The sequence below is a fragment of the Comamonas nitrativorans genome (assembly GCF_042654765.1).
GTDB lineage: Bacteria > Pseudomonadota > Gammaproteobacteria > Burkholderiales > Burkholderiaceae_C > Comamonas > Comamonas nitrativorans.
The window spans coordinates 147,687-170,197 of the sequence record NZ_JBHSEW010000009.1 but is presented as its reverse complement, the minus strand read 5'-3'; the positions used below and the strand labels follow the sequence as shown (position 1 = coordinate 170,197).

19 protein-coding genes are annotated in these 22,511 nt (G+C 65.2%); 16 read left to right on the top strand and 3 right to left on the bottom strand.

The window, feature by feature from the left end; all coding sequences use genetic code 11:
* Positions 1-105 precede the first annotated feature (105 nt).
* From ftsZ to ACFO3A_RS11495, 3 genes are all read left to right on the top strand, one after another.
* Entirely contained in the window at positions 106-1,356 is a 1,251-nt protein-coding gene (gene ftsZ, locus ACFO3A_RS11505) for a cell division protein FtsZ (RefSeq protein WP_377726456.1), read from the top strand.
* A 112-nt stretch (positions 1,357-1,468) separates the two neighbouring features.
* On the top strand, positions 1,469-2,392 hold the full coding sequence (gene lpxC / locus ACFO3A_RS11500; RefSeq protein ID WP_377726506.1) for a UDP-3-O-acyl-N-acetylglucosamine deacetylase: 924 nt from the start codon (positions 1,469-1,471) through the stop codon (positions 2,390-2,392).
* 23 nt (positions 2,393-2,415) lie between these two features.
* On the top strand, positions 2,416-2,592 hold the full coding sequence (locus ACFO3A_RS11495) for a hypothetical protein (protein ID WP_377726454.1): 177 nt from the start codon (positions 2,416-2,418) through the stop codon (positions 2,590-2,592).
* A 13-nt stretch (positions 2,593-2,605) separates the two neighbouring features.
* Here ACFO3A_RS11495 and ACFO3A_RS11490 read toward each other — a convergent pair whose 3' ends face one another.
* Positions 2,606-3,496 (bottom strand): NAD(P)-dependent oxidoreductase, encoded by an 891-nt coding sequence (locus tag ACFO3A_RS11490; protein WP_377726451.1) that lies wholly within the window; start codon positions 3,494-3,496, stop codon positions 2,606-2,608.
* 153 nt (positions 3,497-3,649) lie between these two features.
* Between ACFO3A_RS11490 and ACFO3A_RS11485 the strand changes: the two genes are divergently transcribed.
* The 5 genes from ACFO3A_RS11485 to ACFO3A_RS11465 all read left to right on the top strand — a co-directional run bounded on the left by ACFO3A_RS11485 (position 3,650) and on the right by ACFO3A_RS11465 (position 11,514).
* Positions 3,650-4,756 (top strand): metallophosphoesterase family protein, encoded by a 1,107-nt coding sequence (locus ACFO3A_RS11485; RefSeq protein WP_377726450.1) that lies wholly within the window; start codon positions 3,650-3,652, stop codon positions 4,754-4,756.
* The gene (locus tag ACFO3A_RS11480; protein ID WP_377726448.1) at positions 4,753-7,437 is read left to right on the top strand and encodes an AAA family ATPase; all 2,685 of its coding nucleotides are present in this window, start codon (positions 4,753-4,755) and stop codon (positions 7,435-7,437) included. Before ACFO3A_RS11485 ends, ACFO3A_RS11480 begins: the two co-directional genes overlap by 4 nt.
* 184 nt (positions 7,438-7,621) lie before the next feature.
* Positions 7,622-10,075, top strand: coding sequence for a ribonucleoside-diphosphate reductase subunit alpha (locus ACFO3A_RS11475; RefSeq protein ID WP_377726446.1), 2,454 nt, complete (start codon positions 7,622-7,624; stop codon positions 10,073-10,075).
* Positions 10,076-10,095: 20 nt separating this feature from the next.
* On the top strand, positions 10,096-11,205 hold the full coding sequence (locus ACFO3A_RS11470) for a ribonucleotide-diphosphate reductase subunit beta (protein ID WP_377726445.1): 1,110 nt from the start codon (positions 10,096-10,098) through the stop codon (positions 11,203-11,205).
* Between the two features lie 51 nt (positions 11,206-11,256).
* Positions 11,257-11,514, top strand: a complete 258-nt coding sequence (locus tag ACFO3A_RS11465) for a glutaredoxin domain-containing protein (protein WP_377726443.1) — start codon at positions 11,257-11,259, stop codon at positions 11,512-11,514.
* A gap of 271 nt (positions 11,515-11,785) precedes the next feature.
* Here the strand turns inward: ACFO3A_RS11465 and ftsY are convergent, their stop codons facing one another.
* Positions 11,786-13,102: a signal recognition particle-docking protein FtsY gene (ftsY, locus tag ACFO3A_RS11460; RefSeq protein WP_377726442.1), complete on the bottom strand. Its 1,317-nt coding sequence runs from the start codon at positions 13,100-13,102 to the stop codon at positions 11,786-11,788.
* A 28-nt stretch (positions 13,103-13,130) separates the two neighbouring features.
* Here ftsY and ACFO3A_RS11455 point away from each other — a divergent pair, with 28 nt between their 5' ends.
* The 7 genes from ACFO3A_RS11455 to ACFO3A_RS11425 all read left to right on the top strand — a co-directional run bounded on the left by ACFO3A_RS11455 (position 13,131) and on the right by ACFO3A_RS11425 (position 20,265).
* On the top strand, positions 13,131-14,567 hold the full coding sequence (locus ACFO3A_RS11455; RefSeq protein WP_377726441.1) for a M16 family metallopeptidase: 1,437 nt from the start codon (positions 13,131-13,133) through the stop codon (positions 14,565-14,567).
* A gap of 26 nt (positions 14,568-14,593) precedes the next feature.
* The gene (locus ACFO3A_RS11450) at positions 14,594-15,919 is read left to right on the top strand and encodes a M16 family metallopeptidase (RefSeq protein ID WP_377726439.1); all 1,326 of its coding nucleotides are present in this window, start codon (positions 14,594-14,596) and stop codon (positions 15,917-15,919) included.
* Positions 15,916-16,632, top strand: a complete 717-nt coding sequence (gene rsmD, locus ACFO3A_RS11445; RefSeq protein WP_377726438.1) for a 16S rRNA (guanine(966)-N(2))-methyltransferase RsmD — start codon at positions 15,916-15,918, stop codon at positions 16,630-16,632. The genes ACFO3A_RS11450 and rsmD overlap by 4 nt, the downstream gene beginning before the upstream one ends.
* 8 nt (positions 16,633-16,640) lie before the next feature.
* A complete protein-coding gene (gene coaD / locus ACFO3A_RS11440) occupies positions 16,641-17,129 on the top strand; it encodes a pantetheine-phosphate adenylyltransferase (protein WP_377726437.1) in 489 nt (162 codons plus the stop codon).
* A 13-nt stretch (positions 17,130-17,142) separates the two neighbouring features.
* Positions 17,143-18,558, top strand: a complete 1,416-nt coding sequence (locus ACFO3A_RS11435) for an aminotransferase-like domain-containing protein (protein ID WP_377726435.1) — start codon at positions 17,143-17,145, stop codon at positions 18,556-18,558.
* Positions 18,559-18,797: 239 nt separating this feature from the next.
* Positions 18,798-19,667, top strand: a complete 870-nt coding sequence (locus tag ACFO3A_RS11430) for a DMT family transporter (RefSeq protein ID WP_377726433.1) — start codon at positions 18,798-18,800, stop codon at positions 19,665-19,667.
* A gap of 70 nt (positions 19,668-19,737) precedes the next feature.
* Positions 19,738-20,265, top strand: a complete 528-nt coding sequence (locus tag ACFO3A_RS11425) for a DUF2628 domain-containing protein (RefSeq protein WP_377726432.1) — start codon at positions 19,738-19,740, stop codon at positions 20,263-20,265.
* Between the two features lie 31 nt (positions 20,266-20,296).
* On the opposite strand, the gene ACFO3A_RS11420 is transcribed toward ACFO3A_RS11425, so the two are convergent.
* On the bottom strand, positions 20,297-20,920 hold the full coding sequence (locus ACFO3A_RS11420) for a LysE family translocator (RefSeq protein WP_377726430.1): 624 nt from the start codon (positions 20,918-20,920) through the stop codon (positions 20,297-20,299).
* 90 nt (positions 20,921-21,010) lie between these two features.
* On the opposite strand from ACFO3A_RS11420, the gene ACFO3A_RS11415 reads away from it, so the two are divergent.
* Entirely contained in the window at positions 21,011-22,483 is a 1,473-nt protein-coding gene (locus ACFO3A_RS11415) for an aminotransferase-like domain-containing protein (RefSeq protein WP_377726429.1), read from the top strand.
* Positions 22,484-22,511: the final 28 nt, after the last annotated feature.

Genomic DNA, 22,511 nt, shown 5'->3' with positions numbered 1-22,511 from the left:
TGTGAATCTGACGTTTCCCAGATACATTTGTACGATTGCAAAGTGATTTGCTTTCCTAAAAAATATTAGTAGTGCATGATTGAAAAGGTTTCCAGGAGCTCCCGCATGACTATCGAGATGATCGACACCGAAAAATTCAACCAAGGTACCCAAATCAAAGTCATCGGAGTCGGTGGTGGCGGTGGCAATGCTGTTGAGCACATGATCGCCAATAGCGTTCAGGGGGTCGAGTTTGTCTGCGCCAACACCGATGCTCAGGCATTGATTCGCAGCAATGCCAATCGCACGATTCAATTGGGTAATAGCGGCCTGGGGGCCGGCAGCAAGCCCGACAAGGGCCGCGAAGCTGCGGAAGTTGCCGTGGAGGATATTCGTGCCGCCATCGAGGGCTCGCACATGCTGTTCATTACCGCCGGCATGGGTGGAGGCACCGGCACCGGGGCAGCTCCCGTGATCGCCCGCGTGGCCAAGGAAATGGGCATCCTGACCGTTGGCGTGGTCACCAAGCCTTTCGACTGGGAAGGCAGCCGTCGCATGAAGAATGCGGATGAAGGCTTGGCCGAGCTGGAAGCCAACGTCGATTCCCTGATCGTGGTGCTGAACGAAAAGCTGCTGGAAGTCCTGGGCGACGATATTTCTCAGGAAGAAGCCTTTGCCCAGGCCAACGATGTGCTGCGCAATGCCGTGGGCGGGATTGCCGAAATCATCAACGAGTATGGCCACGTGAACGTGGACTTCGAGGACGTGCGCACCGTCATGGGCGAGCCCGGCAAGGCCATGATGGGCACGGCCCGTGCCAACGGCCCCGACCGCGCCCGTATTGCTGCCGAGCAGGCCGTGGCCTGCCCGCTGCTGGAAGGGATCGACCTGTCGGGCGCCAAGGGGGTGCTGGTGCTGGTCACGGCTGCCCGTGGCAGCCTGAAACTGGCCGAGTCGCGCCAGGCCATGACCACCATCAAGGCCTATGCTTCCGACGATGCCCACGTGATCTATGGCGCAGCGTACGACGATACCCTGGGCGACGACATCCGTGTGACGGTCGTGGCCACGGGGCTGTCCCGTCCGGGCGTGCGCCGTCAGGCGATGTCGGTGGTGCAGGGCGGCTTGCGTACCGGTACGGACAATATGACCCTGGCGGGTACGCCTACGGCCACCATGAGTGCGGCCCTGGCGGGTGCGCCTGCTGCCGCTGCCGCCCCGGTGGGGACTGCCACCAGCTATGGCGGCAGCGATGTTTCGGTGCCCAGCGTCTGGCGCACCAACCGTACCCATGCGGCAGCGCGTGTGGATGCCCTGGCTTCTGGCGGAATGGACGATTTGGAAATTCCGGCCTTTTTGCGCAAACAGGCCGATTGATCCGGCTTTCCGCCGGTGGCGTACACCAGCGGTAGAGACCACCCATAGCGCCTATAGGAATTTCTATAGGCAGGCTTGGGTGGTTTTTGTTTTCTCTTCCTACAATCGCCCCATGCTAATGCAACGAACCATTAAAACGCTCACCCGCGCTGTCGGCATGGGGCTTCATAGCGGCCAGAGGGTGGAGATGACGCTGCGCCCGGCTCCGCCGGATACCGGAATTGTCTTTCGCCGGGTCGATCTGCCGGAACCGGTGGACATTCCTATTTCTGCCCAGGCGGTGGTGGATACGCGGATGGCTTCGACCATTGGCGCCCAGAATGCCAAGGTGCATACCGTCGAGCATTTGATGTCGGCATTGTGCGGCCTGGGTATCGACAATATCGTGATCGATATCACGGCGGAAGAAGTGCCGATTCTGGATGGGTCTTCGTCTTCTTTCGTGTTCCTGCTGCAAAGTGCCGGAATCGAGCTGCAGAAAGTCCCGAAGAAATTTATCCGCGTACTGCGTCCGGTGGAAGTGCGTGAAGGGGAAGGGGCCCAGTTGAAGTGGGCGCGGTTCGATCCCCATCACGGGTTTAAATTGCGGTTCGAGATTGATTTTGCCCATCCTGCGGTCGATTCCACCGGGCAAAGTTTTGAATTCGATTGGGCAGCCGGGGACTATGTGCGGGATATCGCCCGCGCCCGTACTTTCGGTTTTACCCGGGATGTGGAAATGCTGCGCACCCATGGCCTGGCTTTGGGCGGGGGCCTGGACAATGCGATCGTGATGGATGACTACAAGGTCCTCAATAGCGATGGGCTGCGCTATGGCGATGAATTTGTCAAACACAAGATTCTCGATGCCATTGGCGACCTGTACCTGATCGGCCATCCCATTCTGGGGGCGTACAGCGCTTTTCGCTCCGGGCACGCAATGAATAACCAGTTGCTGCGGGCTTTGCTGGAGCAGCCCGACAGTTGGGAGATGGTGACTTTTCCCCAGCGGCGGGATGCCCCTGCCGGGTTCGATCAAACGGCTGCGGCCTGGTAGTTCGGCCATCGGATGCTGCAAGCATGTTAATTTTCCGCTGGCTGGTTCTTTTCCTGCTCCTGGGGGCAGCGCTTTCCCTGGCGTTTTATCTGGGCACGGGCCGTGCGCGTTACAAACGCTGGGCGCTGCTGATTCTCAAGTGGAGCGTGATTGCCGGGGTTACCTTTTTTGCGGTGCTGATGCTGGGGCGCATTCTGTAGCGCGGTGCGGTGGCTACTGCATCCCGTTGCGCCGCGCCAGTTCGGCAAACAGGCCGCTGTGGTCGAACTGGTCGAAGCCATGTGCCACCGCGTCGGCGTAAAGCTGCGCGAACAGGGCGGTAATCGGGGTCTTCAGACCAATCTCCTCGGCAGTGGCCAGGGCGTTGCGCATGTCCTTGAGCTGCACGCCCATGCGGGCGCCGGGCGTGAAGTTGCGCTGCACCATGCGCTGGCCGTGCAGTTGCAGGATGCGGCTGTCGGCAAAGCCGCCGGTAATCGCCTGGCGTACCCGGGCCGGGTCGGCGCCGCCCTTTTCGCACAGCAGCAAAGCCTCGGCCACCGCGCCGATGGTGATGCCCACGATCATTTGATTGGCCAGCTTGGCCAACTGGCCGGCGCCGTGGGGGCCGACATGGGTGGCACGGCCCAGTGCTTCGAAAACAGGAGCTGCTTGCGCAAAATCGGCGCCATTTCCACCCACCATAATAGCCAAGGTGCCCGATTCTGCACCGACAGTACCTCCTGAAACAGGAGCATCCAGGTGGCGCACGCCCTGGGCTTGCAGGCGTTGGGCATGTTCCCGGGCCTGGCGCGGCTGGATGGAGGCCATGTCGATCACCAGGCTGCCTGCGGCCAGGCCATGGCAGGCGCTGTCGCCGCCGCAGCCGAACAGCACCTGCTCGACCACGGCGCCGTTTTCCAGCAGGCTGACGGCGACGTCGGCCCCGGTGCAGGCCTGGTGCGGGGTGTCGCAAAGGGCGACGCCGTCTGCCAGCAAGGGGATGGCCTTGTCCCGGGTGCGATTCCAGGCACGGACATGGTGGCCGGCCTGGGCCAGACGCCGGGCCATGGGCAGCCCCATGTTGCCGGTGCCCAGGACGGAAATGGTCAGCGGTGTGGTCATGGCACGAGTCCTCAAGAAAAAACTGGGGTGGATTATTTATGAAAAAAGTAGCTGTTTGCGCTGATGAAATAAGCGTTTACGCCCTGTTTTCATCAAAATAATTTTGCAAAAAACCATGGGTATGATGGCCGACTCCTGCAACGATGAGATGCCATGCCCAAGTTCCTTCATACCGCAGATTGGCAAATCGGCCGCACCTATGTCGGCTTTGACCCGGAGGTCGCCCCCCTGCTGGCACAGGCCCGCTTGGCGGCCGTGCAGCGCCTGGTCGCGTTGGCGGTCGAGCAGGCCGTCGATGCCGTTCTGGTTGCGGGCGACGTGTTCGATGCCCAGACGGTGTCCGACAAATGGGTGCGCCGCCTGTTCCAGGCCCTGGCGGGTTTTTCCGGGCCGTGGATCATGATCAGCGGCAACCATGATGCGGCCCTGGCGCAAAGCGTCTGGACGCGGGCCGTGGCCCTGGGGTGCGTCCCCGAAAACGTCCACCTGCTGCTCCAGCCGCAGGTGCGCGTTTTCGACGGCTTTGCCGTGCTGGCCGCGCCCCTGACGCAACGCCATTGCTACGACGACCTGACGGCATGGATGGACGACGCTGCCACCCCGCCGGGCCTGGTGCGCATCGGCCTGGCCCACGGCAGCGTGCAGGGGCTGCTGCACGATGCCATCGACAGCCCCAATCCGATTGCGCCGGAGCGCAGCATCCGGGCGCGGCTCGATTGGCTGGCCCTGGGGGACTGGCATGGGATGCAATTGCTCAACCCCCACATGGCCTACAGCGGAACGCCCGAGGCCGACCGCTTTCACAACAACCAGCCGGGCCACGCGCTGGTGGTGGAGATCGCGGCCCCGGGGGCGCTGCCCACCGTCACCCCCGTGGCCGTCGGCCAGTACCGCTGGCAGCGGCAGGCATTTACCTTCGTGCTGGAGGACGATGTAGACCACGCCATCGACTGGCTGGGCCAATTGACGACCCGGGACGTGGCGCACCTGCAGCTGCACGGCGTGCTGGGCTGGGCGCAGCACCAGCGCCTGCAAGCCGCCCTGGCGCAGGCGCAAGCGGCGGCCTGTTATTTGCAACTTGAGCAGGACGATTTGCGCCTGGCCCCCAGCGATGCGGAGCTGGCCAATCTGCAGGCCGATGGCTATGTCGACACCGTTTTGCAGCAATTGCGCAGCGAAAGCCAGCAGGGCGACGCCGCTGCCCAGGACGCCCTGGCCGTGCTGACCCAGGCACTGTGGCTGCAGCGGGAGGCCGTATGACCGCCGCGCAGCACACACCGGCGTTTTACCTGCAACGCCTGCGCTTGCAGCAGGTGCGCAAATTTGCGGATTTGGAACTGGCCGACCTGCGTCCGGGCCTGAATCTTTTCGCGGGACCGAACGGCGCCGGCAAAAGCTCGGTGGTGCGTGCCATCCGGGCGGCGTTTCTGGAGCGGCACAGCTCCAACTCGGCTGCCGACCTGCGGCCCGAATACGACAGCAGCGCGGCCCCCTCGGTGGCGCTGGAGTTTTTCCTGCAAGGCCAGCCTTACCGGCTGGAGAAAAGCTTCTTGAAGAAAAAGCGCTGCGACCTGACCAGCGGCAGCCGGCACTGGAGCGCCCAGGAGGCCGAGGACTATCTGGCCCAGCTGCTGGGCTTCGGCTTCCCCGCCAAGGGCAACAAGCCGGAACATTGGGGGGTGCCCGGCCTGCTGTGGGTCGAGCAGGGCGCTTCGCCCCAGGACTTCAAAACCAGCCTGGGCCATGCAGGCCAGCACCTGCACGCCGCCCTGCACAGCCAGGCGGCCAGCGAGCAGACCTCGGCGCTGGCTGCGACGGCGGGAGATGGCCTGATTGCCCAGCTGGAGCAGGAACTGGGCACCTTCATCGGCAAAACCGGCAAGCCCGTCGGCCCGCTGGCCCAACTGCTGCAGGCGCTGCACGATGACCAGACCCGGCTGGCCACCCTGCAAACCAGCATTGCCGATTACCGCAGCCAGGTGGATGCGCTGGCCGACTTGCTGCGGGCCCAGGCCGACGATGAGCGCCTGCGCCCCGAAACGGCCTGGCAGGCCGAACTGGCCCAGGCGCAAGCGCATCGGCAGCAGGCGCAGCAATTGCAGCAAAGCCACCAGCAGGACCAGCAGCAGTTGGAACACTTGCAGCGCCAGATGGACTGGCTTGCCCAGACCCTGCAGGCCCAGGCCACGCAGGCGCAGCGCCTGGAGCAGCGCAAGCAAGCCCAGGCCCAGGCGCAGGACGATGTGGAACAGGCCCGCCAGCACCTGGCACGCTGCCAGCAGGAAGCCGAACGCCTGCACCAGGCGCTGGAACAGGCCCGGCAGCAGTGGCAGCAGGCCCAGGAAGCGCAACACCGGGCCCGGCAGCGCAGTGAACTGGAGCAGCATTGGCAAGCCAGCCAGAAACAGCAACAGACGTTGCAGGAAAGTTGGCAGCAGGCGCAGGTGTGTTTGCAAAAAGTGCAGCAGCTAGCGCAGGAACTGTCTGCGGTTACGCTCAAAAAGACCGATATTTCCCGGTTGCAGCAGCTGGAGCGGGCCGTCCACATCGCCAGCGCCCAGTACCAGGCAGCCGCCACCGTGGTGGCCTTTGACCTGCCCGCCAGCGCTGCGGTGCCGTGGCAATCGGACGGGGCTGCCGGGTGCTGGCAGGGCCGGGGACAGATGGCGCTGGATGCCGCCACCGTCGTGCAATTGCCGGGCGGCGGGCAGCTGACCATTACCCCTGCCGGGCAGGAAGCGGCCCAGGCCCGCCAGCGGCTGGCCCAGGCCCAGGCGCAACTGGCAGCGGCCCTGGCCCCACTGGGTGTGGCCGATGTGGACGCCGCCCAGACCCTGTGGGAACGGCAGGCACAGGGGCAGCAGCAACTGGCCCTGGCCGAACAAGCCCTGCAGCTGCATGCCCCGCAGGGGATAGAGCTGCTGCATACCCAGTGGCAGCAGGTTCAGGCGCAGACGCAGGCCTATGCGGCCCAATGGGAGCAGATCCCCGCCGCTGTGGCCGATTCCCCGGCCTGGGACGGGGCACAAAGTGCGGCACAGGCGGCAGAGCAAGCCTGGAAGGAAGGGCTGCAGCAACTGCAACAGGCACGGCAAACCCATGCCCTGGCCGAACAGCAGCACCACACTGCCCAGCGGGAATACACCGCCCTGGCCGAGCAATTGCAGCAGGCGCCCGTTCAGCAGGCCCAGGATCGGCAGCAGCTGGTGCAGCTGCAAACCCAGGCCGCTGCCTTGCAGCAGAGCCTGCAGGCCCAGGCGCAGGCCCTGCAGGCACCGGAACTGCAATGGGCGCACCAGGACATCGAGCGCCTGCAGAACAGCCTGGCCGCACATGCCCAGCAGCGCCAGATCCGCAAGGAGAAAATCGCCGCCCTGCGGGCCCTCCTGGATGCCGTGGGCGCCAGCGGCCTGGAGGAAGAGGCAGCGCTGCTGGCCGCCACCGTGGCCCAGCAGGAGCGCCGCGCCCAGGCCCAGCAGCGCCGGGCGGATGCCTTGCAGCTCCTGGTGCAGCGCTTGAAAGCGGCTCGCCTGGCGGCGGTGCAGCGGCTGCAGGCGCCCCTGGCCCAGCGTTTGCAGCACTATGTGCGGCTGTTGCAGCCGGGCGCCACGCTGGAGCTGGATGGCCAATTGGCGCCAGCGCATATCCACGCTGACACCGGGGGTGCTGGCACGTTCCAGGGGACGGTGGAATTGCTCAGTTATGGCAGTCAGGAGCAGCTGGGCATCCTGAGCCGCCTGGCCTACGCCGACGTGTTGCGGGAGGCGGGGCAGCCCACCTTGCTGATGCTGGACGACGCCCTGGTGCACAGCGATGCCCAGCGTTTGGCGCAGATGAAACGGGCCTTGTTCGATGCTGCGCAGCGCCATCAGGTACTGCTGTTTACCTGCCGTCCGCAGGACTGGGGGGATGCCGGCGTGCCCCTCCGATTTTTGCCTTGAGACATGCGTTGTTACAGCCGGCGGCATTCAACGGGTCTACAATCCGGGACACTATAGGTAGTATTCTCAGTATAAAAAAACACTAGATATTGTGTTTTTGGCGCTGTTGCTACTTTTATTGCTCCTAGATTGATACTGACCGCGAATTCACCGTAATGAGCGGTCTTTTTGCTGAAGAAACGCCATGCTCGAGTCCATTATCAAGCGCGACGGCCACACAGAGCCGTTTACCCCCTCCAAGCTCAACCAGTGGGGAGAATGGGCCGCACAGTCCCTGGGTGATTCGGTGGATTGGCCTTCGGCGGTGCTGGAAACCGTCTCGTCCATGTCCACCACGGCCACCTCGCGCGAGTTGCAGCAGCAGCTCATCCGCACCTGCCTGAACTTCGATACCTGGTCGTACAACCGCATGGCCGGGCGCCTGTACGCCACCCTGATCCGCAAGGACCTGTACCGCAACCGCCGCCCCACGGTGCTCGATCTGCACCGCAAGCTGCAACAGCTGGGCTTCATGGAAATGCTGGATTACTCCGAATCCGAATACGCGGTGATCCAGGAGTGGATCGACCACGAGCGCGACTTCGAGTACGCCCACTACCAGCTGCACACCCACCTGACCAAGTACGCCATTGCCGACCGGGTCAAGGGCGTGTACTACGAATCGCCCCAGTTCATCTACATGCGCATGGCGATGGCGCTGTCCGTCGACCAGCCGCGCGAGCGCCGGATGCGCGACGTGCAGCGTTTCTACGAACATCTGTCGAAAAACCGCATCAACGCGCCCACCCCCAACCATGTGAACCTGGGCACGCCGCTGCGCGGCTACGCCAGTTGTTGCCTGTATACGGTGGGGGACAACGCCCGCTCGATCGCCGTGGGCAACCACATCGCCAACACCATGACGTACATGAGTGCAGGCATCGGGGCGCACATCAATACCCGTTCGGTGAACGACCCGGTGCGCGGCGGCGTCATCCGCCACCAGGGCAAGCTGCCCTACTACCGGGCGCTGGTGGCCGAGGTCAAATCCAACCTGCAAAACGGCCGGGGCGGTGCTTGCACGACCTACTTCCCGATCTTCGACCCGGAAGTGGACACCCTGTTGCGCCTGAAGAACCCCATGTCCACCGAGGACAAGAAAATCCGTGGCATGGATTATTCGTGGGGCGGCAACCGCTTCTTCGCCCGCAAGGTGGCCCGCAACGAAGACATCTTTTTGTTCAACATCTTCACCGCCCCCGATCTGCACGCGGCGCTGTACAGCGGCGATGAAGCCAAGTTCGAGGAAATCTACGAGCGCTACGCCGCCGACGAGAACTTCCCGAAGACGTGGGTCAGCGCCCGCGAACTGCTCATTACCGCCAGCAACGAGTGGAACGAGACGGGCCGCGTGTACGAACACAACATCTCGGAGATGAACCGCCACACGCCGTTCAAGGACACGATCTACAGCTCCAACCTGTGCGCCGAAATCGCCCTGCCTACGGCACCGTACAACCATGTGACGGAGCTGTACGCCGAGGACGACATCTCCTTCGTCGAAGTGCAACTGGCCGACGGCACCCGCCGCACCCTGCCCGGCAAGACCCAGGTGCAGGTGCAGCGCGGTTCGCAAAACAGCCTGATGTGGCCGGACGACCTGCAGGCGGGCGATGCGCTGGAAGGCACGCCGATCGACTTCATCGTGCGCCGCTCGGCACCCGAGGTGGCCACGTGCAATCTGGCGGGCATCGTCGTCTCCAACGTCGAGTCGGAAGAGCAGTACGCCGAAGTGGCCTACTACGCGCTCCTGATGATCGACAAGTGCATCCACCTGGCCCACTACGAGCTGCCCCAGGTGGGCGTGACCAGCCGCAAGCGCCTGAATGCCGGCGTGGGCATCCTGGGCCTGGCGCACCTGATGGCCAAGGAAGGCAAGCGCTACACCGACCAGGCAGGCAAGCAGTTCATCCACGAAGTGGCCGAACGCCACTACTACCACCTGCTCAACGCCAGCCTCAAGCTGGGCAAGGAGCTGGGCAACGCCCCGTGGATGCACAAGACCCGCTGGCCCGAAGGCTGGCTGCCGCTGGATACCTGCAACCAGCACGTGGACAAAATCGCCCCGTTCAGCCTGCGCTACGACTGGGAGGCGCTGCGCCGCGCCATCGTCGCCAATGGCGGCATCCGCAACTCGGTGCTGGTGGCACACATGCCTACGGAAACCTCGGCCAACGCCTCGGGCACCACCAACGGCCTGTACCCGGTGCGCGAGCTGACCATGATCAAGACCGACAACCAGCGCGTGAACTACTGGGCCGCGCCCGATAGCGACACCCTGGCCGACCGCTACGAATCGGCCTGGGACGTGCCCACGCAGGACATGACCGAGATGTACGCCATCGTGCAGAAGTGGACCGACCAGGGCATCTCCGCCGACTTCTACCGCCGGGTGATCGGCGATGCGTCGATTGCCTCGTCCGAGCTGATTGCGGACTACCTCTACCGCGTCAAGCTGGGCCTGAAGTCCAAGTACTACATGAACCAGAAAACGTCCAACGGGATGCGCCAGGTCGACGACGTGCCCGCCGTGGCGGCGGCTGCGGCAGATACGACCGCCGACGCCCAGGACGCCGATTGCGAAGCCTGCACCCTGTGAGCCGAAGGAGAGCCACCACCATGACCGATACCGCTACCGATACCGTTTTCAACTACGACAAGACCGACTACGAAAAACCCCTGCTGCTGCTGGGCCAGCGCCCGGGCCTGTTCGATACCGTCAACCGTCACTATCCTGAAATCTGGAAGCTATACAAGGCACAGAAGTCCCTGGACTGGGACGAGAACGAGTTCGACTACTCCAGCTGCAATGCCGATTTCAAGAGCTGCTCGCGTGCCACCTACGACATGATGATCAAGACCCTGGCCTGGCAATGGGAGGCCGATTCGGTCGCCTCCCGCGCCATCGCGCCGGTGCTGGCGCCCTTCATCACGTCCAGCGAGCTGTGGGCGGCGTGGCAGCGCATTTCGGACAACGAAGTGGTGCATGCCGCCACCTATTCCGAGATCGTGCGCAACTCGTTCGACGACCCCAGCGTCATCCTCGACGAAATCCTGCGCGTGCAGGAAGCGCACGACCGCCTGGGCGAAGTGGCCCGCGCCTTTGCCGAAGGCTACGAGGCCTCGCACAAATACGCCATCGGCCAGTTGCCCAACGACCAGGCCACCTACAACGCCGTGTTCATGACCATCGTGGCGCTGTTGTGCATGGAGCGCATCCAGTTCATGGCCAGCTTTGCCGTCACCTTCGCCATCTGCGACACCGGCCTGTTCCAGCCCATCGGCAAGGCCATCCAGAAAATCGCCCAGGACGAGCTGGAAATCCACGTCGAACTTGACCGTGCGGTGCTGCTCAACGAGCTGAAAACCGAGCGCGGCCAGGCCGCCTTTGCCCAATGCCGCGCAAGCATCGAGAAGATGATCGAGGAAGTGGTCGATAGCGAACTGCGCTGGATCAACTACCTGTTTTCCGAAGGGCGCGAGCTGGTCGGCATGAACGCCGACCGCCTCTCGGCCTGGACGCTGTACTGCGCCAAGGACGTGTACCAGCTCTTTGGCCTGACCACCGACAAATACCCGCTGCCTGCGCACAACCCGCTGAAATTCATGGAGAAGTGGCTGAACATCTCCAAGACCCAGGCGTCCCCGCAAGAGCAGGACATTGCCGCGTACAGAGTGGGCGTCATGCGCCGAACCGACGAGAACCAGGTGTTCGACGTCGATTTCTAACCCCCTTCAATTTCCCTTTGTTTTTTCCGTCCGTTGTTATCAGGAGTTTTTATGGAAGTCATCATTTACGGCAAAGCCGGCTGCACCAATTGCGACAAGACCCGCATGCTGTGCCAGATCCAGTCGCTGCCGTTTCAGTACCTGACCGTGGGCGAGGACATCAGCGCCGAAGCCCTGCAGGAACAGGTCGGCCAGCCGGTGCGCAGCCTGCCGCAGATTTTCCTGCGCAACGACGAAGGCACGACCTATGTCGGCGGCTACGACGATCTGCGCACCCACCTGCGCCAGCTGTCCCTGGCTGCTGCTTGAAAATAAAAAAGAGAGCTGTTGCCGATGATGTAGCAACACTTTCAGCATGAAAATAGCTGCAATCGCTTGTATGTCAAGCGGTAGCAGCTATTTTTTTTTGGGATGCTCTGCACGAATCACGCGGCCAAGTGGGTGCTGCGGATCGGGATGGGCTGCAAGGCGCAAACCGCAGCAATAGCGGTGCTATTGCGAGGATTTGCAACGCCGCAGACGGCCCGATGCCGCAGATGCCCACGGCGCGATGATTCGTGCAGAGCATCCCTAGGTTTGTTTAGCCCAGCAATGCCTGGGCAAACTCCCGTGCGTTGAAGGTCTGCAGGTCTTGCACCTGCTCGCCCACGCCGATGAAGTAGACGGGAATCGGTTTTTCCTGCGCAATTGCCGCCAGCACGCCGCCCTTGGCCGTGCCGTCCAGCTTGGTGACGATCAGTCCGGTCAGGCCCAGCGCCGCATCGAACGCCTTGACCTGGTGCAGCGCGTTCTGCCCGGTGTTGCCGTCGATGACCAGCAGCACCTCGTGCGGGGCGCCGGCGTCGGCCTTGGTGACCACGCGCTTGATCTTTTTCAGCTCTTCCATCAGGTGCAGCTGCGTGGGCAGGCGCCCGGCGGTATCGACCAGCACCACATCCTTGCCCCGGGCCTTGCCGGCGGTGACGGCGTCGAAGCTGACGGCCGCCGGGTCGCCGCCTTCCTGGCTGACGATTTCCACCGTGTTGCGCGTGGCCCACACGCCCAATTGTTCGCGGGCGGCGGCGCGGAAGGTGTCGGCAGCGGCCAGCAGCACCTGCTGGTCGTGGTCGGCCAGGAACTTGGTCAGCTTGCCGATCGAGGTGGTCTTGCCCGCGCCATTGACCCCCGCCACCATGATGACGGTGGGCTGGTGGGCACCGATGACGATGGACTTTTCCAGCGGCTGCAGCATGTCGGCCAGCGCATCGGCCAGCAGCCCCTTGACGGCGGTAGGGTCGGTGGCCTTGGCGTCCTTGACGCGGCGCTTCAAGTCCTGCAACAAGGCCTCGGTGGCCTTGACGCCGGTATCGGCCATGAGCAGGGCGTCTTCCAGCTCTTCGTACAGCGCATCGTCGATCCGGGTGCCGGTGAATACCGTGGTGATGCTGCTGCCGGTCTTGCGCAAACCGGCCTTCAGGCGGGCCATCCAGCCCTGGCGCTCGGCGGCCTGGGGCTTGGCCTGCGGCTCGGGGCTGGCGGGGGGTGGCGGCAGGTCGGGCGCGGTGGCGGCAGGAACAGGCACGGCGGGGGCAGCAGGTGCAGCAGGTGCCGTTTCCACGGATTCCACCGTGCGGGGCGGGACGCTGGGGGCTGCTTCGGCTGCCTGGGGTGTGGCGGCGGGCCGGGGCGTTGCCGTCGCTACGGGGGGCTGGGCCTCGGGGCTGGCCGGTGCCGGAGTTTCCAGCGCCGGTGTTGCAGGCGGTTCGGGCGTGACGGCGGGGGTTTTTTCGCCCAGGCCGAACATCGAACGCAGCTTGCCCATGGCCCCGCCGGGGGCGGCGGCAGGCGCGGGCGCGGCGGGCTGGTCGTCAGCGGCCGCAGGCGGAGGAGGAGATTTTTTTTTAAGGAAACTGAACATTGCGCACTTCTTAGAATCAGCCGATTCTATGAAACACTTCCTACCCCTACTTTGTTTGGCCGTCAGTTTGCACGCTGGGGCCGAGAATCCCCCCGTTTCAGCCCCCCCGGACACGGCGACGCCGTCCGCGCAAGTGCAGCAATTCACGCTGGACAACGGCCTGCAGGTGCTGGTGCTGCCCGACCGCCGCGCCCCCACGGCAGTGCAGATGCTGTGGGTGCGCACCGGCGCGATGGACGAGGTCGATGGCCGCTCGGGCCTGGCGCACATGCTGGAACACATGCTGTTCAAAGGCTCCAAGGCACTGCCGCCGGGCGCGTTCTCGCGCCGCGTGGCCGCGCTGGGCGGGCAGGAAAACGCCTTCACCAGCCGCGACTACACCGGTTACTACCAGCAGGTGCCAGCCAGCCGCCTGCCCGACGTGATGCAGTTGGAGGCCGAGCGCTTCGCCCATAACCAATGGCCGGACGAGGAATTTGCCAAGGAGCTGGAAGTCGTCAAGGAAGAGCGGCGCATGCGCACCGAGGACAGCCCGCGTGCCATGCTGATGGAGCAGCTCTACGCCACCATGTTCAGCGCCGCCCCGTACCGCCGCCCCATCGTCGGCTGGATGAGCGACCTCGATTCCATGCACCCCGATGACGCCCGCAGCTTTTACCGCGACTGGTACGTCCCGAACAATGCGGCCCTGGTCGTCGCGGGCGATGTCGATCCCCTTCAGGTCAAGGCCTGGGCGCAGCAGTATTACGGCCCGATGGCCGCCCGTACCCTGCCCGAGCGCAAGCCGCGCACCGAGCCGCCGCAACTGGGCATCAAGCGCATCAGCGTCAAGCAACCAGCCGAGCAGGCCTACGTCGCCCTGGCCTGGAAGGTGCCCGCCTTGCGCCAGGTGACGGACATGGAGGCGCAGGACAAGGACGCCCTGGCGCTGCTGGTGCTGTCGGCGGTGCTGGATGGCTACGACGGCGCCCGGCTGGAACGCCACCTGGTGCAGACCCGGCTGGCCGACAGTGCCGGCAGTGGCGCCGACGTGTTTGGTCGGGGGCCGGCGGTGTTCCTGCTGATGGGCGCTCCGGCCAAAGGCCAGACCAGCGCGGCCCTGGAAGCCGGTTTGCGTGGGGAGATCGAGCGCATTGCCCGCGAAGGCGTGGATGCCGCCGAATTGCAGCGCGTGAAAACCCAGTGGCAGGCCAGCCAGGTGTATGCCCGCGATTCCGTCATGGGCCAGGCGCAGAGCCTGGGGCATAACTGGGTGGTCGGCCTGCCTGTGGATGCCGACGTCCAGCTGTTGCAGCAGGTGCAGGGCATCACCTCTGCCGACGTGCAATCGGTGGCCCGGCGCTACTTTGGCGACGACAACCTGACCGTGGCCACCCTGGTGCCCCAGCCCCGGGCACAGGCCGCCAACACTTCGGCGCCATCCTCGACGCGACCTTCGACACAATCGGCAAAGGAAGAAAAATAATGAAAAAAATAGCACTTCGCGCAGGTATGGTAAGCGCTATTGCCACTTTTTATCTGAATTCTGCCTGGGCCATTCTGCCCATCGAACACTGGCAGCAGCCCAGCGGCGCCCAGGTCTGGCTGGTCACCAGCCCGGGCATCCCCATGGTCGATGTGCAATTGCAATTCGACGGCGGTAGCCGCCGCGATCCGGCTGGCCAGGAAGGGCTGGCGAATGCCGTGGCGCTGATGGCCGGCAAGGGCGTGCAGGCCGGCCCGGGGGAAAAAGCCCTGGACGAGAACGCCCTGGGCCAGGCCTGGGCCGACCTGGGTGCGGGCCTGAGTGCCGGTGCGGGCAACGACGGCTTCAGCTACAGCCTGCGCAGCCTGACCCAGCCCGACCTGCTGGCGCAGGCCGCCACCCTGGCCAGCCGCCAGATCGCCCAGCCGCTGTGGAATGCCAAGGTGTGGCAGCGCGAACGCCAGCGCTGGTCTGCCGCCCTGGCCGAGTCCGACACCCGCCCCGGCACCGTGACCGGCAAGGCCTTTGCCCAGGCCGTGTACGGCGGCCATCCCTATGGCCGCTTCACCACCGCGCAGACGCTGGCCAAGGTCGATATTCCGGCCATGCAGGACTTCCATCGCCAGACGGTGCTGCCATGCCGCGCCAAGGTCAGCGTGGTCGGGGCGCTGGACAAGACGCAGGCCGATGCCCTGGTCACGCAACTGTTGCAGCGCCTGCCCCAGCCTGACACCTGCCCGGCCCTGCCCGCCGTGGGCGAAGTGCCGGAACTGGCCCAGGCGCAGGACATCCGCATTCCCTTTGCTGCCGCCCAGGCGCAAATCATTCTGGGCCAGCCCGGCATCCGGCGCAGCGACCCGGACTTTTTCGCCCTGATGCTGGGCGACCACATCCTGGGCGGGGGCGGCTTTACCTCGCGCCTGATGGAAGAAGTGCGGGAAAAGCGCGGCCTGACCTACGGCATCTCCAGCAGCATGGCCCCGGGCCTGCACGCCGGGGCCTTCACCATCGGCCTGAAAACCCGCCCCGATCAGGCCGAGCAGGCGCTGGCCATCACCCGCCAGGTGCTGGCCGACTTCGTTGCCAACGGCCCGACCGAAGCCGAATTGCAGGCCGCCAAGGACAACCTGATCGGCGGCTTCGCCCTGCGCCTGGACAGCAACCGCAAGCTGCTGGGCAACGTGGCCAACATCGCCTGGAACGGCCTGCCGCTGGACTACCTGGAGCATTGGACGGATCGGCTGCAGGCCGTGACCGTGGCCGACGTGCGGGCCGCCTTGCAGCGCCACTGGCAGCCTGACCGGCTGGTCACCGTCGTCCTGGGCGCACAAACTGCGGAGAAGCAACCATGAGCCGCAACCGCGTCCGTACCCTGGAAGAAGCCCTGGCCATGGAGGCTCGCTTCAAGAAAATTCAAGAGCGCCAACTGGCCGAGATTGCTACTGCCAAAGCATTGAAGGTAGCTAAAAATACCAGCCATCCAGCGCAAGGCGCTACCAAAGGAAGAGCAGGCGAGGTGCGCATCATCGGCGGCCAGTGGCGGCGCAGTAAACTGGGCGTGGCCCGGCGCCCCGGCCTGCGCCCCACGCCCGACCGCGTGCGCGAAACCCTGTTCAACTGGCTGGGCCAGGATTTGACCGGCTGGCGTTGCCTGGATGCCTTTGCCGGCACCGGCGCCCTGGGTTTCGAGGCCGCTTCGCGCGGCGCCCAGCAGGTGCGGCTGGTTGAGCAGGATGCGGGTCTGGCGCAGCAACTGGAGCGCATCAGCACCCAGCTGGGCGCCCAGGCTGCCGTCCAGGTGCAGCGCGGCGACGGCATTGCCGCGCTCAACGCCAGCGCTCCCGGCCACTGGCATGCCATCTTCATCGACCCGCCGTTCGGCATCGACAGCCTGTTCGTCCCCGCGCTGCAAGCCGCCGCCCAGGTGCTGGCGCACGACGGCTTCATCTACCTGGAAGCCCCGCAGGCGTGGGACGAAGTGCAACTGGCCCCGCTGGGCCTCACGCGCTACCGTTACCTCAAGGCCGGTGCCGTTCACGCCCACCTGTTGCAAAAACCGAACTGAGGACGTTCATGCCCGCACTCATCCGCGCCGTCTTTCCCGGCACCTTCGACCCCATCACCCTGGGCCATGAAGACATGCTGCGCCGTGCCTGCGCCCTGTTTGGCGAGGTCATCGTCGCCGTGGCCATGGCCCACCACAAGAAAACCCTGTTCACGCTGGACGAGCGCCTGGCCATCACCCGCCAGGCGCTGGCGGGCCTGCCCAACGTGCGCGTGGAGCCGTTCGACGGGCTGGTGACCGAGTTTGCCGTGGCCCACAACGCCCAGGTCATGGTGCGCGGCCTGCGCTCGGGCACCGACTTCGACTACGAGCTGCAACTGGCCAGCATGAACCGCCGCCTGCGCCCCGAGGTGGACACCGCCTTCCTCACCCCCGCGCCGCAATTGCAGTGCATCAGCAGCACCCTGGTGCGGGAAATCGCCACGCTGGGCGGGGATGTCGGCCAACTGGTGTCGCCCGCCGTGCTGGCCGCTTTACAAGCGCGGCTGGCGCGTTAGCGCCACTTCCCGGATGAAGCGCTACCAGGCCCTGGCGGCGGACATCGAAGATTCCATCCGCACCGGGGTGTTGCAGCCGGGCGACCGCCTGCCCTCGGTGCGCCACACCTGCGAAAGCCGGGGGGTGAGCGCTTCCACCGTGTTCCAGGCCTACTACCTGCTGGAGGCGCGGGGACTGGTGCGGGCGCGGGAGCGCTCGGGCTACTACGTCAGCGACGGTGCGGCGCAGCAACTGCCCCAGCCCGAGCAGGCGTCGCAGCCCCCGGATGCCAGCATTGCCGTGGACGTGAGCGAACTGGTCTTCGAAGTGCTGCACGCCAGCACCACGCGCGAGGTGGTGGCGTTGGGGTCGGCCTTTCCCAGCCCCTTGCTGTTCCCTTTGGCGCGGCTGGGCCAGTCGGTGGCGGCCACGGCCCAGGCGCTCGACCCCTGGAGTACGGTGGACGATCTCTCGCAAGGCAACCCGGACTTGCGCCGCCAGATCGCGCTGCGCTATCTGGCCGATGGCCTGCAGGTGCCGGGCGAGGAAATCGTCATCACCCACGGCGCCCTGGAGGCGTTGAACCTGTGCCTGGGCGCCGTCACCCGCCCCGGCGATGCCGTGGTGGTGGAAGCGCCCACTTTCTACGCCGCCTTGCAGGCGCTGGAGCGCATGGGCCTGCACGCCATCGAAGTGCCCACCCATCCGCGCGAAGGCATCGACCTGGGGGCGCTGGAGCACGCCATCGTGCGCCACGGCCCCAAGGCCTGCTGGCTGATGACCACCTTCCAGAACCCCCTGGGCAGCCTGATGCCCGAGGCCAAGAAGCGCGATCTGGTCGCCCTGCTGGCCCGCCACGGCCTGCCGCTGATCGAGGACGACGTGTACGCCGAGCTGTATTTCGGCGACAAGCGCCCCCTGCCCGCCAAAGCCTTCGACCAGCAGGGGCTGGTGCTGCATTGCAGTTCCTTCTCCAAATGCCTGGCCCCGGGCTACCGCCTGGGCTGGGCCGCGCCGGGGCGCTTCACCCAGGCCGTGGCGCGGCAGAAGCTGACCACCACCCTGGGCGTGGCCACCCCGGTGCAACTGGCGTTGAGCGACTATCTGCGCCGTGGCGGCTACGACAAGCATCTGCGCCGCCTGCGCCAGACCCTGGCGACGCGCAAGCTGCGGATGCTGGAAGCCGTGGGCCGCCACTTCCCGCCCGGCACCCGCGCTACCCAGCCCGAAGGCGGCTACTTCGTCTGGGTGGAGCTGCCAGCGGGCTGCGACACCCTGGCGCTGCACCGGCAGGCGTTGCAGCGCGGCATCAGCATTGCGCCGGGGCCGATTTTTTCGGCCTCGCGCAGCTTTGCCCATTGCCTGCGGCTGAACTACGGGCAGGAATGGAATGCCCGCACCGAGCAAGCGCTGGCCACGCTGGGGCAACTGGCCCACGCCTTGTATTGATGCGGCAGGTGGATTGGCCGCCGCCTGCCCGTATCGCCCGTCTGATAGGGTGTTTTTCAGGGCAACTGCTGCTGGTGGGCAGCCTGCGGGCCTGCGTATAGTGGCGGGCTTTGCCGCGCCAGACGGATTCCCGTCCTTCATGACCATGACCGCCACGCATCCCTTTGCCATTTCCCCTTTGCCCACCCGGCCCGGCAGGGTGTTGCCGCTTCATTTGTCCCGCACCAACGGCGCATCTCATGCACACCAGCGATAACTTCAAGGGCATCTGCTGGATGGTCGCTTCCATGGGTGCGTTTGCGCTGGAGGACGCCTTCGTCAAGGCCGCTGCGCGGCAGTTGCCCATCGGCCAGTTGCTGATGATGTTTGGCCTGGGCGGGATGCTGGCCTTTGCCGCCTTTCCCCGGCGGGGCGGGGTGGGGCTGCTGCATCCGGCGGCACGCTCCAAAGCCATGCTGGTGCGGGCGGGGTTCGAGTTCGTCGGGCGGCTGTTCTACGTGCTGGCCATTGCGCTGACGCCGCTGTCTTCGGCCACGGTCATCCTGCAGGCCACGCCGGTGCTGGTGGTGCTGGGGGCCAGCGTTTATTTCCGTGAAAGTGTCGGCTGGCGGCGCTGGGTGGCCGTGGTCATGGGGCTGGTGGGCGTGCTGGTCGTGCTGCGCCCTTCGGCGGCGGATTTTTCCTGGCTGTCGCTGCTGACCCTGGTCGGCATGGTCGGCTTTGCCGGGCGCGATCTGGCCAGCCGTGCGGTATCGCCCCTGCTTACCACCCGGCATCTGGGCTTTTACGGTTTTCTGACCATTGTGGTGGCCGGCGCCCTGTACGGGCTGTGGGAGGGCCGCGCCCTGGTGCGTCCGACCGTAACCAGCACCGCTGCCGTGGCATCTGCGGTGGCCATTGGCGTACTGGCCTACGCCTGCCTGATGAAGGCCATGCGCACGGGCGACATCGCCACCGTCACGCCGTTTCGCTATACGCGGCTGCTGTTTGGCGTCGGTCTGGGGGTGGTGGCCTTCAACGAAACCGTGGACACCCCCATGCTGCTGGGCTGCGCCATCATCGCCGGGGCGGGGCTGTTCATTGCCTGGAGCGGGCGGCGGAGGCGGTAGAACGCCAGCCCTGGGCAGCAGAAATACTGCGCTACCATGCCCGCCCGCCTGTCCAGAAAGTATTTCCGCCATGGATGACAACGCTTTTCCCCGGAATATCCATTCCACCCTGCCCGCTGCCGCCGATCAGCCCCCTCGGGCCGACGACGCCATCCGGCAGTTTGTCGGCAAGAAGGCCGATTACTACCTGGGCAAATGGGTGGATGGCGGCAATTCCTTCAATGTGGCCGGATTCTTTCTTGGCCCCGCCTGGCTGCTGTACCGCAAAATGTACCGGCCTGCCGGGCTGATTCTGGCCGCCCTGCTGATAGAGACGATGCTGGAAATCATTCTTTTCCCCGATATGTCCGAAAGTACCAGCACCGCCCTGTCGCGTGCCATTGGCTTGGGCGTGGCCGGGCTGATTGGCACGTTCGGCAATGGCTGGTACAAAACCCACGTTGAAAAAGCCGTATCGGATTTGCAGGCCATCCATGCCCCTGCCGAAAGTTATGTCCGCCAGGGCGGAACCAGCTGGGCCGTGGCTATCCTGGGCAGCCTGGGCTTCTTGCTGCTGCTATTCCTTGTAATAGCTGCGCTGCTGCCCGAAGGCTATTGAACGCCCCCCGGCCCGAGCAGAACACAGCCGCTTACCCGCCGGTCAGTAACGGATACAGCGACAGCAGCAGTAAAACGGCCATCGTTGCATTGAAAGCCTGCAGCGCCCGGGGCGATTGCAGCCAGCGGCCGATCACGCTGCCGAACAGTGTCCACACGCTGATGCAGGGGTAGTTCACCACCAGCATCACCACGGCCCCCAGCGCCAGGCTGGCCCAGTAGGCCGTGGGCGAGGTGTAGGCCGCCACTACGCCCACCGACATCAGCCAGGCCTTGGGATTGACCCACTGAAACGCTGCCGCCTGCCAGAAGTTGAAGGGCTGCGGCCGGGCCTGCCCCGTCTGCACGCGGCCTGCCGTGGCGATTTTCCAGGCCAGCCACACCAGATACGCTGCGCCCACCCATTGCAGCAGGGTGTAGAGCCGGGGCAGCCGCTCGAATACCGCGCCCAGGCCCGCGCCGACGACCAGCAGCATCAGCGTGGCGCCCACCGAAATCCCCAGCATGTGCGGCACGCTGCGCTGGTAGCCGAAATTGGCGCCCGAGGCGGTCAGCATCACGTTGTTCGGCCCCGGCGTGATCGAGCTGACAAAGATGAACGCCGCCAGGGGCAGCAGCACCGGACTATGGGCCAAGGCGGAAAAATCGAAAGACATGCAAACACTCCCATTCAACAGTGGTGTGGATGCTAGAGCGATAAAGCGGTACAGTAGCCATACACTTTCACAAGTCGATTGACCTACTGTATGGATAAAACCACCCCCACAGTGCGCAATGTCGCCACTACTGTCGCCAGCAACGCCCTGGGCTGGCAGCCGCAACGCGCCCCGGGAATGCCGCCGCTGGTCGAGCAACTGGTGCAGCACTGCCGGCAATTGCTGGCCAGCCACAGCCTGCGTGCCGGCACGCGCCTGCCTTCGGTACGCCAGCTGGCCGACAGCACCGGCGTGAGCCGCGACACCGTGGTGCAGGCCTATGACCGGCTGGTGGCCCAGGGCGTGGCCCACTCCCGTCCGGGTGCTGGATTTTTTGTGAGCGCCCAGCGCTTTCCCCATAAGGGACAGGGCGCAAAAACACTGCAAACCCCCAGCCTGTCTGCAGATGCCGCCTTCGATACCCCGTTTCTGCTGCGCAGCATGTTCCGCCCCACGCAGGAGGCGCAGTTCGACGGCAGTACCGGCATCCTGCCCGCCAGCTGGCTGGACCACGACATGCTCAATGCCGCTGTGCGCAGCGTGGGCCGCAGCGCCGGCCTGCAACTGCTGGGCTATGGTGCGCCGCAAGGCTATGCGCCGCTGCGCCAGCAACTGGCGGCCTACCTGCTGGCCCAGGGGCTGGCGGTCGACCCCGAGCAGGAATTGATGACCGTCAGCGGCGTCACCCAGGGCATGGACCTGGTACTGCGCAGCCACCTGCGTCCCGGCGATGCCGTGCTGGTCGAAGACCCCGCCTGGTTCATGGTGTTCGGCCTGCTGCGTGCCCTGGGCGTGCAGGTGCTGCCTGTGCCGCGCCTGCGCGATGGCCCCGATCTGGACGCCCTGCAGCGCCTGGCCGCAGCGCACCGGCCCAAGCTGTTCATCGCCAACACCGTCGTCCACAACCCGACCGGCTTTGGCCTGGCCTTGCCCGTGGCCTACGACGTACTGCGCCTGGCCGAACAGCATGATTTCCTGATTCTGGAAGACGACACCTACGCCGACTTCGCCCCGCAGCAGCCCCTGCGTCTGGCTACGCTGGACCGCCTGCGCCGCGTGCTGCTGGTGGGCGGCTTTTCCAAAACCCTGGCGGGCAGCCTGCGCGTGGGCTATATCGCCGCCAGCCCCGAGCGCATCCGGGCGCTGACCGATGCCAAGCTATTGAGCGGCCTGACCAGTCCCGAGCTGGGCGAGCGCGTCGTCCACCGCATCCTGGCCGACGGCCAGTACCGCAAGCACGTCCAGCGCCTGCGCGAGCGGCTGGACAGCACCCGCCAGCGCTGCCTGAAGCTGGTGGAAAACCTCGGCCTGCGCGTGCATCAGGAGCCGCTGGCCGGCATGTTCGTCTGGGCCGATGCCGGGCAGGACACCGAAACCCTGGCCCGCCAGGCCGCCGCCCAGGGCGTGCTGCTGGCTCCGGGGGTGCTGTTTTCGGCCACCCAGCAACCATCGACCATGCTGCGTTTGCCGGTCTCCATGGCCGACGACCCGGCCAGCATGGCGGTGCTGGGGCGGTGCTTGTGAGCTACCCGGTTTCAGCCGACGTGCATCC